Source organism: Vibrio sp. zbq_1, from assembly GCF_043102935.1.
Classification (GTDB): Bacteria; Pseudomonadota; Gammaproteobacteria; order Enterobacterales; family Vibrionaceae; genus Vibrio; species Vibrio parahaemolyticus.
The window spans coordinates 85,261-102,170 of record NZ_JBICJH010000015.1; the positions used below are offsets into that span (position 1 = coordinate 85,261).

Consider the following 16,910-nt stretch of genomic DNA (forward strand, 5'->3'; position numbering starts at 1 on the left):
TAACCGTGGCAGTCAATGGCTGAGAACAAGCCCAGCCAACGTGTAAGTTACGAACGGTTAATCATCCCCACTGCTTTGAATACTGAAGTTAAATTTCGTCAGTTTGTTTGGTGTGATTCGTTGTACTTTCGGGTTTTCACTGATCACTTTCATACCCGTTGGTAGCGAGTCTGTGTCGACTTTGACCAAGAACTGCTTCCCTTTCTTATTCAACACCCACTGATCTGGAACATGGTATCGACCATATTGGTCGGTCTCGATAATGATGCCTTCGACGGTAAGCAGTCGAACACCCGGAATACCGTCTTCATAAAGCCCTTTGTTCTCAACGATGATCTCCCACAGGTACTCATCCCCGTCGCGATAAAGGTTTCTCTCTACATCGATGTTCTCTGCCGACAGGCCTTTTTGCTTATCACCTTTATGCTTGGTAATCGCATTGCCTTGTTGGTCGAACTCGATGTGCGTGCCGTTATCGGTGGTCACCTTGAATGAGAAGCCTTGGCGAGTGCGTGTTTTGAATTGGAACGCCACTTGGTTGATCTGCTTAAGCGTTCGGTTACGAGACAAGCCATATAGCTCATCCACTTCGTAGCCTTTATCCATTCTCGACATCACTACAGGTTGACCTTGCTGTTTACCCGTCACATCTTTGAGCTGAGTTTCTACGCCATCTTGGATAATGAAGGTCGAGTTCGGAACGTAATCACCTAGCGCAAGGTCAATGTCGATGAGAACATCGTCCGCGGTTGCATCTGCTTGGAAACCATCACCATTGTGGTCTTCGAACACCTTACCGATGATAGAAGCAGTATCGAATACTTTGTCTGGCATCACTTCGACGGTTGCGCTCGCTAGGTTCGATTTCACCACGTAGTTAGTGCTGGTGTTCTGTGCCGAGAAGCTTTCAGCTGGTGGCGCTTCTGCCCATGCAGTGTTGGTGTAGACACCAAAGGTAGCACCGACACTGACGCGCATTAGGTAACGAATGCGCACAGCATCCGCAGTTTGAGAATCGCCTTTACCATAGATATTCATGTCACCAACATCGAAGAACAGCTGGTTTGTCTTGGTCGGCTCGACCGTGATTTGAATATCGTCTGAGGTATCAAATACGCCATCAGGGCCGCTATTTACCATCTCGGTAGAATCAGGAATGTAAGCAAAGCCACCAGGATAACGGTCGACCAGACGCACACCTGAGAATGGGTTGTCGTTTTCGTTGGTGATCACCACTTCGTATTCAACGACTTCACCGACACTGGCTTCCGATTTGCTTGCCACTTTAGTGACTTTCAGCATGCCTTCGTTGTAAGCCTGCTTTTTCACTTTGATCGTGACATTCGCAGATGCCGTTTCGCCCGTTGATGCTGCTGCCGTGAAGACGTTGGTAAAGTTGTCATCAATGCCTTGATTGATCTCACCTATCACAACGATTTCAAACTCGTTGCCTTGGTACGCTTTCAAGGTATGGTTGGAATTGACGTTGTTATCTGAATCCACAGAAACCACAACACCAGATTTCAGCTCTGTGATGGTCGCTTTCCATGTCGTGAACAACGCATTACCGTTGCTACCAATCAATTTGTCGATTTCGTCCAACAAGTTCACGCTCTCTGCATCACCAGAGCCACGGTTGGCCGCCGTCATCGTGAACGTGATTTCATCGTCATCATTGGTGTATTCGGCTTTATCGGCTACTTTGGTCACCGATAAGATGATCGGTTGCGGTTTGATAATGGCGACATCTTCTGCCAAAACATCGCTTTCCGATTTGTCGTATGCGTAAGCGTGGTTGGTGATTTCGCCCATCGCGTCTGCATTGACCACTCCGGTAATCTCAATATCTAACGTGTCGTTTGGCGCAAGAATCACGCGACTATTTACATCCAGGTTGTCGCCCTGAATTTGCGGCAGAACGATGGTTCGTTCATCGTTGTATGAACTGGTCATACGCCAACTGGTAAATGCTTCAGCTTGAGTGTCGTTGATGGTGTTGACCTTGAGTTCTGAGATCAGATCTTTCAGTACCATCTCTTCAGTAAATGAACCCGATTCATTCGTTAACACCACGTGGTAAGTAACACTCTCTCCCGGACGGTAGAACTCATCGTCAACGGTTTTTTCAAGTTTGACCGACTCCGGCATCGCCAGCAGTGTCGCTGTTGAATCTTGCGTTTCACCACGGAATGTGGCGCTGGCGGTATTCTCAATTTCGCCAGTAGCGTATTGGTTCACAAGGCCTGTAATCACAAACTCCACTTCATCATTCGCAGCAATCGTTAGCGTTGAATCGATGTCGGAATTCACGCCCGGCATGTTGGTGATCTCGGTTTCCGCATTCGCTTTATTCACCTCAATGCGCCAAGAGTCGAACGCCTTTACCGACGTACCATCAAGACGCACGACTTCAAGATTACTAATGGCGTCTTTTACAGCCACATCTGTCGCTGGGACTGTGCCTTCATTCTTCACTTTGACGCGGAACGTCGCTTCTGCACCCGGAACGTAATATTGGGTGTCTGCGGTTTTCTCAATCGAGATCCCCTGAGATTGAGGCTGAACAGTGGCACTTGAATGCTGCTGCGTACCGTTGAGATCCGCCGTTGCCGTGTTGGTGATATCACTCGCGGCTAACGGGTTAGTCTTCGCGGTGATCGTGAACTCCACAATATCATGCGGTGCTATATCGATCATCGAACGGATATCCTGATTATCGACAGGCATCGGGGTAATGGTGGTGCGGCTGTCGCTGTTCGTCGTTTCAATCGTCCAACTCTCGAAAGCACGATCACTCACGCCATAGATGTTGGTGACTTTAATGCCCGACAAAATATCTTCTAACGCGATGTCGTTATCGAAACCATCAGTGCCGTTGTAAACGCGAACGTGGAATACCGCATCTTCTCCCGGAATATACATTGGCGATTCGGCCGTTTTCTCAATCCACACTTCTTCAGGCAGCGTTTCTAAGGTTGCGGTTGCTTCTGTCGTTGCACCTGCAAACTCAGCCGTTGCTGTGTTAATGATGTTGGCAACCGCTCGGCTGTTCACCGTGCCTGTAATGGCAAATTCAACCGTATCTCCTGGAGCAATATCGAGATTGGTCGCGATGTCCGAATTTGGTCCCGGTAAGGTCTCGATATTGGTGCGAGGATCGCCTTTGCTGGTCACGATAGTCCAATCGTTGAATGCCGCTTCCATTGCGCCACCAGACGTTTCAACCTCTAATGAAGAAATCAAATCCTCCACTTTGACATCCGCAGCAAAACCAGAACCATTGTTCGTGACCTTGACTCGGAATGTCGAGAACTCTCCCGGCTGGTAATATCGTTCGTCAGCGGACTTTTCGATAACGACATCGCCCGGATAAGGTTTTAGCGTTGCAGTTGCGAGAATATCTTTGCCGTTGTAGTTGAGTGTGGCTTGGTTAACGATGTCACCAGTTGCTTGTGCATTCACTAAACCAATCACGTACAACGTAATGCTGTCATTTGGTGCTAGGTCGATGTTGTAGTCAATATCTTTATCCACCACCAGAGAGTTCGCATCGACCGTAGTTAATGCACTGCCCGCTACATATTGAACGGCCCATTGCAAAAATGCTTGGTTGGTTGAACCATCAATCGTATCGACAGTTAACGCGCCAATGGCATCTTTCAAATTGATATCGTTCGCGTAGTTGTTGCCTTCATTGACAATTTTAAGAATGTAACCCGACGCTTTGTTTGGGCTGTAATGCTCCACCATCGGCGTTTTCACAAACGTTAGATCGGGGATCTTGGCCGTGCTGGTCGCTTCTGCCGTTTTTGTGGTGCCGTTGTAGGTAACATCAACGGTATTGGTCACCTCACCAACGACTTGCGAGTTAAGCTCACCTTCTACGGTGATGGTCACCACATCATTAGGCGCAATATCAATACTGCCATCAATGAACTCGTCATTGGCTGCGGGGAACTTAGTGGCTCCGTTCAGAGACTCGGCATTCATGTAAATAGTCCCAGACTCAAACGCAATCACGTCTGCACCAGTCACACTGGCCGCCGTAATTTTGTTTACGAAGTCTTTAACTTGGACATCGTTCGCCCAGTTTGCCGTAGTGTTTTCAATTTGAATCGTATACGTCAGCGTATCGCCAGACTCATACTGAGTTTTATCGACGATTTTTGTCACATTCAAATCGGCGGCAGCTGCAACATACGTCGCTTGCGCGGCTTGTTTACTCGTCGCGTCACTGACTTCGACCACGTTTGTGATATCACCAACCAGATCGGCTTTGACCACGCCTTCTACATGCAGCTTGACGCTATGAGCAGGGTGAATGTTGTAACGAACTTGATAACCGTTATCGCCCGTTACTTCTGAGCCCGACACAGCTTGAGTTAAGCTCGGATCCGTTCCATCTACGCTAACGCTGACATCCGACCACCCCTCAAAGGCACGAACAGGCAAGGCAGAACCTGCTTTTTCAGTACGAATGGTTTTCCACAAATCCGCAATCAATACGTCAGTTGCATAGCCGCTGCCAGTGTTTTTCACCTCGATGTCGTAACCAATAATGTCGCCCGGATGGTAGATAGCCGCTGGATCGGTAGTGATTTTCGTGACGGCCAAATTGCCCGGTTCAGGAACGATCACTTTTTCGCGTAAGTTATACGTCACATAGCGCGAGCCACTGCTTAACTTCCCTTGCAACTGGTTGGTAAACTCGCCAACCGCGTCGTCACGCACGTGCCCTACCACCTCAATGAGAACCTCGGTATAGGTGTCATCTGGCGCTTTGCCACCCATCTGAATGGTGGTGTCGATGTCGGTATTATCCGCAATGAGATTTAAGTTGTTGATGTCGGTGTACGCCGGGTTACCGTCAGAGATAACGCTCGCGCTTACACTCCAATCTTTCAGTGCTACTTTTTCAGTGCCGTCCGCGGTCTCAACCAAATAGTTACTAATGGTATCGCGCACATCCACCAGTTCATTATTGGTGGTTACGTTGCGAATTCGCATCTGATAGCGCACTTCCGAGCCCGGCGTGTACGTCGGAGTGTCCGTCGACTTTTGCGCCAGCAGGTTCGAAGTTCCCGGATCAAGCACGACAGCATTACTGTCCACGCCTGCAACTTTTGCTACGTTAGTTATTGCGCCCGTTGCATCCGCCGCAACCGTGCCATCAATTTCAAAGACAACGGTATCGCCTGGCATCAGATCGAATGCTGCGTTTAAGGGTACATTGCCTTGATATTGACCATTGATGGAGAAGCGGTCTGACGTTGGTGCACTAACAATCGCCACGCTGTAATCCGTAAAAGCTGGTTTGCCATCAGACGTGTTAATCTTGTCCAGTTCATCCACAATGGTGGCACCATTAGTGGTACTTTCACCTACGTTGGTGACTGAGACTTGATACTGGATCTGGCCATTCGGATTGTAGTGACAATCAGTGCCCGTCGAAGATGGGAACGTACACGTACTGCTGTCGGCGGTCGTGTTCAGCACCAGTTTTTGGAAATCTAAAACAGGTGCGACAGGAGGAATGGTTTCCGTTGTGTCACTCTGGTTGCCGGCTTTTGCGGTGTTTCCATCGATATCACCGACAGCATCTGCGCGAACTTTCCCCTTTACGGTAAATTCGATCACTTCTTCAGGCGCAATATCAACCACCAAATCCAGATCATCGGTGGCATCGTATGGTTGGATGTAGGTGTCTTGCGTGCCACTGGTACCAACAGAGGTAAAGACGTGGCTGATTTCAGATTCTGAAAATGCTGATTTCGTTGTGTCACCAATAACTTCAACACGAACATTAGAGATGATGTCTTGAATCGCGGCCTCATCACGCCATACAGGTTCGGTGTTGGTCACCGTAAACTTATACACCACCTCATCTTCTGGTTTATAAGTATCTCCCGCAGCGTAAGGTTTACCAGCAATCGAAACGATCTCTTTGTTAACGGCTAGATTGCTGCCTTCCGGTGTCACGCGAGCTGTCGCAAAGTTCGTGCCGTCGTATTTCGGCGTCGAAGCAATTTGATCCAAAGCGTCTGAGCGAATACGTGACTTCATCACAAACTCAATCCAACCGCCCGGCGCAATGGATAGAACTGGAATATCGATATCCGCATTTGCACCACCAACAAAACCGCCGATATCCGTCGTTGCTTCACCAGAAGTTTTCACGCTCACATCCCATCCGTGCGCAGCAAACGCAGGTAAACTCTGCGCGTCTGATTCTCCAGCCGCATTTTGTGCCACTCGGACTTTGATGCTAGAGAATAACTCTTGCAGTGATTTGTTGTACTCCAGTCCTTTACCATTGTTTTGAAGGCGCAGACGGTACACAATGCTTTCACCACTAGGCGTGTGATTGTACGTCAGCTTTTCGCTCGATAAAGACGAATCCGTGTACGCTTTGTGGGATTTGCTTACCTCAGAAGGCAGCATGTTGGCTGGCTCAGCGACTAGGTTATGACTGTTATCGATAACCGCTACGTTTAAGATTTGGCCAACCGCTTTCTCGCTGATCTTTGCTTTCACCGTATATTTGATGAAAGTGCCGCCAACAGCGAAACTATTTGCTGCAAGGTTAAACTGGGTGTCAATATCGCGGTTATCCGTGACCGACCCCGGCTCACTAATATCACTGGTATCGGTTTGAGTCGTGATGGTCCAAGAGTCAAACGCTGCACCCATCGTTCCATCTAAGTATTGGGTTTTGATTGCGCTAAGTTCATCCTTAATCGGCATGTTTTGCATGTGCACGTTGTTAAGGTTAACGAGCGATATTTCATACTCAATGTAGCCGCCTGGCGTGTAACCGCCGCTCAATGAAGTAACACCGTCTTGATCTAAGAAGCGGGTAATGTGTTTTTCGAAGTCGTATTTCTCTGCCGATGCTTTCGTCTTCGCACTGACAGTATCGCCGTCAACGGTCAACAAGTTGAGGATTTCACCGACTGCATTGTTGTTTACCGTCGCCGTCACTTTGTACTCAATTGTAGTGCCCGCGGGGATGGAGGCATGCGTGTCGATATCTCGATTATTTTCAACTGAACCATCAAGATCGAGAATGGCTTTATCGCTACCACTGACGATGTTCTGCTCGATAGTCCAGCCCGAATCAAACGCCTTTTCACTTGTTCCATCAACAAGTTCCACAGTGATGTTGGATAAGCGATCCACCACAGGAATATTGTACGCGTTCCCCTTACCATCGTTTTCAATCGTTAGGCGATAGACCAATGGCTGACCCGGCTCATAGCTTGCTTCATCAACGGTTTTGCTGAATGAAAGATGGTAGCTGTTTGGAATAACGGTGATACCGCCGATGGTAATGTTACCTACCGACTCTTCACGAACGACGCCTTCGACTTGGTATGTGACTGAGTCCCCACCCGCCACATCAATAACGGTTGAGATGTTTTGATTGTTTGCTACCGTGCCATCTAGCGTACCATCGGTTGTGCCGTCACCGCCGTGGGCATCACTTTTCGATACATCAACGGTAAAACCAGACGCGAAGGGCGTTGCAGTTGACCCATCGAGCAATTGTGTCGTCACGTCAGTGATGTTTTCACTCACAGTATGGTCGTTCACGTAACCTGTTTGAGACGATACCGTCACTAAATAGGTCAACGTATCACCTGGTGAGTAAAAACGAGATTCGACTCCATTCACCAATAGCTTGCGCGTGACATTCTCGCCGTTGTATGCCTTTTTCATTTCATGGTGTGAAATGTGAGAAGTTTCCGTTACTTCACCAAGATCGCTATAGATGTATGCATCATTTGCAATTTTATCGTTGAGTTTCCCCCCTTCATCTAGCGAACCAACGACGTTATCTTTTACACGCGCTTTAATTTTAAACGTACGCACTTCGTCCGGTTCCAAACTCATTGTTTTGGAAGCGTCCCCTTCGGGATACACAAAGTTCTCCGTTGTTACAGAATGAAAACCGGCACCGTCGTCATAGTCAAATTGCCAATATTCGAACGGGCTTTGGTCCGGATAATCTTGATAACGATTGTCTTTGTCGTTCGCTAATACAGACAAAATATCTTGCAACTTATCAACGACTTTTAACCCGGTTTCAGTGTGCGAGCCATTGTTGAGAACACGGATTTCGTAGGTCACGTCTTCACCCGGAACAAAGCGGACTTTATCGGCAGTTTTTAAGATCGATACATTAAGCTTGTCGCTCGAACCATCACCAATTTGTGCAGAAGACGACTGGTTCAAATTGGTTAAAGGATCATAAGCTTGCGCCGTATTGGAGATCTCTTGCTTGGCATAATCGTTCTTCACTCGACCATGAATAACGTAAACCACCGAGCCTTTCTCACTACCCACTTTAGGGTCGATATCAATACGCGAGTCAATATTTCCATTGTTTGGGTAACCCGATTTAGGCCCTGCGTAACTGCCTGTTTTGTATGGCGAGTTGTTTGAATCAATCGTCGCGTCTATCGTCCATTCAGAAAACGCATCCAGACCCACAATATCGTCCGTTACATGAACTTCGTTCGCATAACCTTCACCAAAGTTGAAAATGGATATCGTAAATGTGACCCAATCACCGGGGATAAACTCGTCATCCGGTGTGGTTTTAGTCACGATGATCTTAGGTTCTTTTGGATACACCGTAACGCTGTCTGATGCTGATGACTGGACAGTAGAATCTGGCGTTTTAACCGTCGCGGTATTACTGAATTGAGAGTACAGAATTTGATCCGGATTTGAACGGTCAATCTGAGCGACAATTGTGTATACCACTTCAACGTTCGGCGGAATTTGAGCGTTAGTATCTAAATCAAGGTTGTCTGAGAAGCTGCCGACATCGGTGTAAGCAGGATTGCCGTTCAGCAAAGGATCGTCAGACTTGATTTCAGCACGAATAGTCCAAGCATTGAAAACTGGCTTAGTGACGCCATCTGGCTCCAAAATTTCAGCCGTGATGGTTGATATCGCATCTTTGACTTGCACATTGGTTGCATAGCCGTTTTCTTTCGCATTTTTCACACTGATTTCAAACGTCACTTCGTTGTCCAGCTTGGAATACGAGGTTTGCTTTGTATCAAAACTGGTATCGGTGTTCGTTTTAACACGCTTGTTAACCTCGATCGCGAAATCACGCGGATCAGAACCTCGGTCGGCGTACACAGTGCCATCGACCGTCACTTGGTTTTGAATGTGCCCATTCGCCAGAGGATGAGTGTCTGCCACGATGGTGTATTCAATGTAGGAATGTGGCTCAAGCGTCGCAATCACATTCAGGTTGTCGGGATACTTTACTGCCCCAACAATACCAGTGTTGGAAGCCGTAGCGGCTGTACCGTCTGCTTTATATGCGTTTGCAGTAATGGTCCAATCCGAATAGGCGTTGATCGTATTACCATTAATGTCTTGAGTAGTGATCGCCGAGAGTTCATCCAAGACCTGAACTTGGTTTGCAAAGCCATCACCATCGTTAGTCACTACGATGGTGTAAGTGAGTGTTTGACCCGATGAATAGTAACGACTGTCGACATCTTTACTCACACGCAAGTTGTCGTCAGGAGTTTGAACCCCTGAACCACTTTCGGTCACGTTGTCGTTGGCGCAGCTCGTAGAGTCATCCAAAATAACGCCCATGCTAGCGTTATTGGTTTTTGCAGTAAGTTTGTATTTAACGGTTTTTCCTGGAGCAAGATCGGGCGTCAAAGCAATTGGATTTGAGCTCCATGAGCCATAGCTATACGAACCCGGATCCGAGCCAAGCGAGTCCTCACCCGAAATGACGTCAACTTTCCATTCTTTAAATGCTTGCGCATCGCCAGCGCCGCCTGCTTGCTCCGTCATGACACAAGTTAAGTTGTCTTGAATCAATAAGTTATTGGCAAAGTACTTAGACGAACCGTTGGTTACCGTAATTTCATATTCGATGTTTCCACCGGGCACATATTCTGATGCGGTGGTTGTTTTAGAAATGGCGATCTCGGAATCAGAAACGTTCAGCACTTTTTCTGCATTGACTATATCTGCAACGTTTGCGCTCTGAACTAATGAACCTGATTCATCTTTGATGGCAGCAGAAAAGCCTTGAAGCGTACCAATGGTGATTGGCGTCAGTGTGGCTTCAACTAGGTAAGTGATTGACTCACCGGGGTAGATCGACACCGTATCGTCAAAATCGACATCAGTTTGAACTCCACTTGCTTGATAGGCAGATAACGAGTTAGAGCCAATGTTGTTGACCGTTACAGTCCACGTTGAGAATGGATTTCCGGTCACATCGGTGTTGTTAAAAGCAGACGAGAGATCGTTCGCCAAGCCATTGTTGGTAAGTAACGTGTTGATGTTCTGCGTAACGTGGTAACCATGTGCAATCGCACCACCGTTGTTACTGACTTTGATTTCGAAATTAAGCTTACCGTTTATTAAATAAGGTGTCGAAGACAAAAGTGTATGGGTAAGCGTAACGTTCGGCGTCGCTGGAGGCGTGACAAGAACATTACTTTCTACAGGGCCATCGCGCGTTAACGCCGACGCCTTAGTTGTAATGTCAGAAACCAGATCATTCGCAACGGTCGCTTTGATGGTGTAAGTGATGTAACCACCCACGGATAGCTCCGCATTCTCTACCGACAAATCATCTGCTTTCGAAAATGTTCCCGTATTACTCCCAGAAGAAGCGACAGCACTGATCTCGACATGACTAAAAACTGGAGCATTGGCACCGCTTAGAACCTCACCAGTAAGAGACAAAAAAGGTTGGGTTATGTCTAAGCCTTTTACTGCAAACAGGCCAGTATTTTTTGCGGTGAGCGTGTACGTCAACACGTTAGCGACTTGATATTCAACTGGCGTTACCGCTGCATCTAGCGTGTATTTGTATTCGGCAGGTTCAAACGTGACGTTGGTTGTATCAACGAATGTATTCTCTGCCCCAGCAATCAGCGCTTTTACTTGTGCGCCACCTAATACGATGTTTTCAGCACTCTCATGAGACACTGTCGCGCTAACATGATAAGTAACTCGACCAAATGGCAGCAATGTCGCGCCAGTCACTTCTAAGTTCGCATTGCTAGATGCGTAACTACCAGCGATTGAACCTAGACTGTGAGTGTCTGATATCGATACGCTCTGAAAGGCTTTTTGGTCGCCCGACATGACATCCCAAACCGCGTTTATCACTGAGACATCTGCAATTGTGTCCGCCGTTGTATTTTTTACCTCAATCGAATACGAAATTTCTTCACCATTTTCATAATGACTCCCAGAAGCAGGACTAAATGAAATTTCCACCTCTCCTGCAGCTAAAGCATTTGCAGAGGTAAATAAGGCAACTAAGAGTAAGGTAAAACAACGCTGAACCATCGACACAGTACTTTCCAATTTATATAAAATTCTTATGAATTACCGAGAGTAAAATGAACACAAAATCGTCAAAATTTTGAGGCGACGAATTTTTGACGACAATTAATCAATAAATGTCACGATATGGTCAATTTTTTATTTAATAACCATAAATAGGTAGATATATAATCTTATGATTGCACATCCAACGTTCGAAAACCATAGGATCTGGCTATATCGTTAGATTTAAAACATGAATTAGTAGATAGGTGAAAGGTAACTGATTATGATATTTAAATTTATATGAAACGACGGTTATCAGAATTATCTGACAACAACTTCAAACTAGTAACACAGCGTTGTAGATGAAAACAATGATGACTACTAGATAAGTCATCATTTTATCAAACTAAGCCACAACAGAAATTACTCATTAAAAATCAACAAGATAAAACAAAAAAAGTAAGAAGCAAACCGTAATCCACACCATTTAATAGGCATTATTTTCAAAAAACATTAGGAATGATTCGACGCATTATAATTTATAGCGAAACTTAACCATTCTCGATCGCAAAAATTGATATATAGGAAAGAAAATTACAGATCTTAAGTAATACAAAACCTACAAAGCAGGACAATTCCTACAAATAACCGAGAAAATATCATTCGTTTTCGATTTGGATTTGGATTTGGATTTGGATTGTTAAGCCCCTCAAAAATACCGATAAAAACAAACTGACAAATCAAAACATCAGAGTGTTGATAATTAAAACTGTCACTCGAAAACCATCGGTAGATTGGTTCAATCTTAGCAACATATATCCGATTCAAATACGCTATTTGAAAAAGAAAAATGCCCCACGAGATCTATATCCAACGAGGCATGTAATTGGCGTGAATACGCTTCTTCGAAGACAGAATACCTATTCTTCTCGAAATGCTCGGTTCATGCTTTCTGTCAGTGGCTTAATCAAATAACTCAGCGGTGTTCGAGGCTCAGACAAAATGAGGACTTCGGCGTTCATTCCGGATGTCAAACGGTACTTGGCAACATCATCTTGAGAAATTGAGATTCGCGCTAGGTAATAGTCATCTTGGTTTTCTTGTGACAATTTATCCGCAGAAACAGTCAGCACCGTGCCATCGAGAGGAGCCAATGTTCGTGCATTCAGAGCGGTTAATCGCACATGCGCTTGTTGTCCAGGATTGATCAAGTCAATGTCTTGCGGATTGACTCTTGCTTCAACAAGCAACTTATCATCTTGAGGCACTAACTCTAACAACGTTTGTCCTGAACCAATAACCCCCTTTTCAGTGAACACTTGCATGTTCACTACGCGGCCTGAGATTGGCGCATTGATTGAAGTTCTAGCCACCACATCTTGAGCAGATCGATACTCTTCACGAATAGCAACGACTTCTTTTTTGGTATTCCGCAACTCTTCGACGATTTCATTCAATCTTTCGAGCTTTAACTCTTCTATCTTGGCTTGGTTCTCGTCTAACCTTTTCCCAACGGTTAAAGATTGCCGATCAAGCTGACTTAGAGTACTGCGAACCTCTGCGGCAAGCCGTTTGAGTTGCAACAAAGTGGATTTGCCAGAAAACCCCTTCTGGACCAAAGCTTGGTTACTTGCAATTTCTTCTTCAATAAAGTTGAGGCGCTCTCTTTCGATGACTTTGGTTTGCTTAAGATTTTCGAGCTCTAAGCTCGCACCAGAAATACTTTGTTCAATAATACTAAGCTTGCTCTCAAAAAAACGCTTTCTGGCAGTAAAGATTTTGTTTTGCACTAACTGTGCTTCTTTAACGATGTTTACACGAGGAATCGCTTCTAGATCACCAGACCACGAGATATCCGCTAATTCATCCAATTCGGCACTCAGCCGGTTTTCCTTCGCCAGCGTGTGAATGTACTGACCACTAACTGCATCTAACTTGGCCATTGGCTGACGTTGCGATAATTGAACAAGCGGCTGGCCTTTCTTTACCAAATCGCCCTCTTGAACATATAGTTTTTCAATGATACCGCCTTCTAAATGCTGTATCTCTTGCCGCTTGGTTAGAACAGACAAATCTCCATAAGCGATAGCAGCACTCTCTAACTTTGCGGTAGCCGCCCAATATCCTAAACCGCCTAGGAAAAAGCTTAACGTTGCAACTCCGAGCAAAATTGGCTTTTTGAAACTCAAGTTAGCATCTGAACTGAAACGGTACACTTTCTCCGCAGGAAGTTCGTTAACGACTGGCTGCTGATTGCTCATTTTTCACCCTTGGAATATCCGTTCTGTCCTCACCCATTAAACGCTTCAACACTTCATCTCGAGCACCATAAAGTTTGGCGCGGCCATCAGCTAAATACAGCAATCGATCCATTTGCCTCAATGTGCTTGGATTATGGGCGATGACCACAATGGTCGAGCCCTGAGATTTTAGATAAGCGATAAGACGCTGATACGCAGCCTCTCCTTCTCCGTCTAGATTGGCGTTTGCTTCATCAAAGACGACGATAGAAGGATCACCATAAACAGCTCGTGCTAGCGCAATCCTTTGTCGTTCACCACCCGACAGTCCACGACCATTTTCGCCAATAACGAAGTCGTAACCTTTGTTCTTTTTGAGGATTAATTCGTGACAACCCGCTAATTGTGCAGCTTTGATCACCTTCGCTGGATCTTCTTGTTTAAAACGCGCGATGTTCTCACGAATGGTTCCTGGAAATAGCTCCACCTCTTGGGCCAAATAGCCAACGTGAACACCTCGGTCTTCAGATGCCCAAGTCGACACTTCCATGCCATCTAAAGTCACCTTTCCAGCTAAAGGCCGAATGTTACCAAGCAATAAGCGAGCAAATGTCGATTTGCCAGTGCCAGAAGGGCCAATTACTCCGACGGACACCCCCGGCGGGATTGATAATGTGATAGAAGACAGCACTGGCTCAGTCGCACCCGGGTGACGGTAAGTGAGCCCGGTTAACTCATAATGGCCTTTCGGTTTAGGTAACGGCATGTCAGATTCGTCTTGACGAACAATCGCATCAATCTCCTTTAACCGTTTATAAGCCGTTCGCGCAGACATAGCGCTGCGCCATGTTCCTATCGCTTGCTCCATCGGCGATAATGCCCTGCTCATCAGAATAGAGCTCGCGATCATCGCACCCGCCGTGATTTCATGCTGAATAACCAACCATGCACCACCGCCGAGTAAAAATATTTGCAAAGAGCCACGAACAAACTTAGAAAAGTTAGCCATATAAATCGATTTTCCTGCAACTCGCTCTTCAAGCACGCTGACACTTTGTACTCGCGATTGCCACTGCTCTAAAAATGCGTTCATCATCCCCATGGCTAAAATAGAGTTGGCGTTTTGTGTCGCTAACTCTGCACTACTAATATGAGAAATGGCCCTAACTTCACTTTCTTGCATCGTCTTTCTCGTCATCAACTCGTTGATCAAACCTAAGCTAAACAGAACGACAGAACCAAATAACGCAATATGCCCAAGCAAAGGATGGAGTAGATAGACGAACAAAATAAACAGCGGTGTCCAAGGAGCATCTAACAAGGGATAAGGGGCTTGGCTGCTCAAAAAGCTTTTTATGGTTTGAATATCTCTAAGAACCTGAGAGGTGTAACTCTTTCCAGTATGCGATTGATACTGAATGCTTCGTTTAAGCATGAACAGTGAAAGTTTCGCGTCCATCCAAAATCCGAACGATTTACTCATTTGTGCGCGAGCAATATCGATAATGGACATAGTAAACAAAGCCGCCAACACGATGATGGTAAGAAGCAACAAGGTGTCCGTCGAATAAGATGAGATGACTCGGTTGTACACTTGCAACATATAAAGTGGGATAGCAAGTACGAGTAAATTAATGAAGAGACTAAAACCGATCAGCAAACCTGCAAGCGTGCATAGTTTTTGTCTGACTTCTTTGAAAACTGTTTTCTGCACGATTACTTCCACTTTAATCGAATGATGTAGGCGCTAGATGACTAGCGCCTTAAACTAGATTTTAAATAACAAATAAATCGGCACCGTAGGTGTTAATATCTGTTTCAGTAACACCAATCAGCTTAACGGTTAAATCTGCGCCGTCAGTAAATACTGCATTGCCAGCCGCATCGTAGCTGAAAGTTAAATCGCCGAACTCTGTCACAGTGTCACTAATGATGTGAAGCGAGTCTTCACCGATAGTGAAATCCACTACCTTCGCTTCACCATGACCACCAAACTTGTCAGTGAACACAAATTTGTCGCTGTCACTGCCACCAACTAAAACGTTATCACCTGAACCTGCGACAAGGATATCTTCCCCGACACCGCCGTTCAGTTTATTGTCGCCGAGAAGACCTAGTAGCAAATCATTTCCCGTACCTCCGCCAAGATAATCATTTCCCGTACCAGCTCTCAGGACGTCGTCACCAGCACCACCCGTTAGACGATCATTGCCCGCGCCGCCAATGATATAGTCATCACCGCCGCCACCAACAAATGAATCGTTACCGCCATAACCGATAAACAGATCATCACCGCCATCGAAATCAGCGATATTGTTGTTTGCGCCTGCATCGCCTAGATACGTGTCATTGTCACTTGTGCTCATTTTTATTCCCTCTTGGCTTATTTATTGAATAGACCTTTTATTCCACGTCTGATGAGATTCGTTCCAGACATGAGAAGTCTAATAGCCAATCCGATAGGAATAAGTTTGAATATGGGATGATATTTTTGACTGACCTTATTATTATAAAAATAAAACTTAGTACTTTATCTATTATTTTCTTTTTATTACATGTAGTTATTCCTAGTACTAGAGGTTTCTTTTCGCCCAACTTGTAGCTTGCGTCCTATTTTTTACTTCTAACTTTCTAAAAATATTGTATAGATGCGATTTAATCGTATGTTCGCTGATAAATAGTGAATCAGCTATTTCCATATTTGAGCCGCCTTCTTTCAACATTTTCAGAACTTGTATTTCACGCCGTGTCAGTTCTACTTCAATCGCAGGCTCTACAACGTTATTCGATTCTTTTCCTTTGTAATAATTTACCAATTGATCCAGCAATTTTCTTGATAGCCAATTATCTCCTTTAATAATGGCACTTAATCCTTGGCACACTTTCTCCATTGAATCCCCTGGGCCAAATATACCTTTTACATGAGGCCAAGATGCAAGTTCTTCAGTATCTAAGTCGTAACCCAGATTGAGCATGATTGTACCTAGAACTTTGCGGCTATCCTTCAAGTAAACTAAAGTGTCAGATGGCGTATCAACTGAGAAATCAACCAATAAAAAATAACGTTCAGGGATGAGTTCATGGTAGCTAGGGTTTTTAGCATCGATGATCGTTATCTTTGTTCCTGTATTTCTAGAAAGCATTTCCTTAAAGTTTTCACTCTGTAAACTTTGTTGAGTGAGCATTAGGATTTCAGGCTTTTCCGTGTACTGTTCCATAATGTTTCTCATACTTTCATTAACTTAACATTATTAAATTCGTAGTTAATCGTCAGCACTCAAGTTCATATCTAAGTGCTAGACAACAGAGTAAAGTTATTTGCTACTTTTTTGAATT

At 45.3% G+C, this 16,910-nt stretch carries 5 protein-coding genes; all 5 read right to left on the reverse strand.

All coding sequences use genetic code 11. The features are described from left to right. Positions 1 to 57 precede the first annotated feature (57 nt). The gene (locus ACF8CV_RS08405; RefSeq protein ID WP_182020950.1) at positions 58 to 11,352 is read right to left on the reverse strand and encodes a DUF11 domain-containing protein; all 11,295 of its coding nucleotides are present in this window, start codon (positions 11,350 to 11,352) and stop codon (positions 58 to 60) included. 902 nt (positions 11,353 to 12,254) lie between these two features. Beyond that, on the reverse strand, positions 12,255 to 13,595 hold the full coding sequence (locus ACF8CV_RS08410; protein ID WP_005462986.1) for an HlyD family type I secretion periplasmic adaptor subunit: 1,341 nt from the start codon (positions 13,593 to 13,595) through the stop codon (positions 12,255 to 12,257). Further along, positions 13,570 to 15,288 (reverse strand): type I secretion system permease/ATPase, encoded by a 1,719-nt coding sequence (locus ACF8CV_RS08415; protein ID WP_182020933.1) that lies wholly within the window; start codon positions 15,286 to 15,288, stop codon positions 13,570 to 13,572. The genes ACF8CV_RS08410 and ACF8CV_RS08415 overlap by 26 nt, the downstream gene beginning before the upstream one ends. Positions 15,289 to 15,349: 61 nt before the next feature. Then, complete coding sequence (locus tag ACF8CV_RS08420; protein WP_005462984.1) at positions 15,350 to 15,940, reverse strand: calcium-binding protein; 591 nt, start codon at positions 15,938 to 15,940, stop codon at positions 15,350 to 15,352. A gap of 207 nt (positions 15,941 to 16,147) precedes the next feature. Continuing rightward, the gene (gene cpsQ, locus ACF8CV_RS08425; protein ID WP_031792346.1) at positions 16,148 to 16,804 is read right to left on the reverse strand and encodes a cyclic-di-GMP-binding transcriptional regulator CpsQ; all 657 of its coding nucleotides are present in this window, start codon (positions 16,802 to 16,804) and stop codon (positions 16,148 to 16,150) included. Positions 16,805 to 16,910 lie beyond the last annotated feature (106 nt).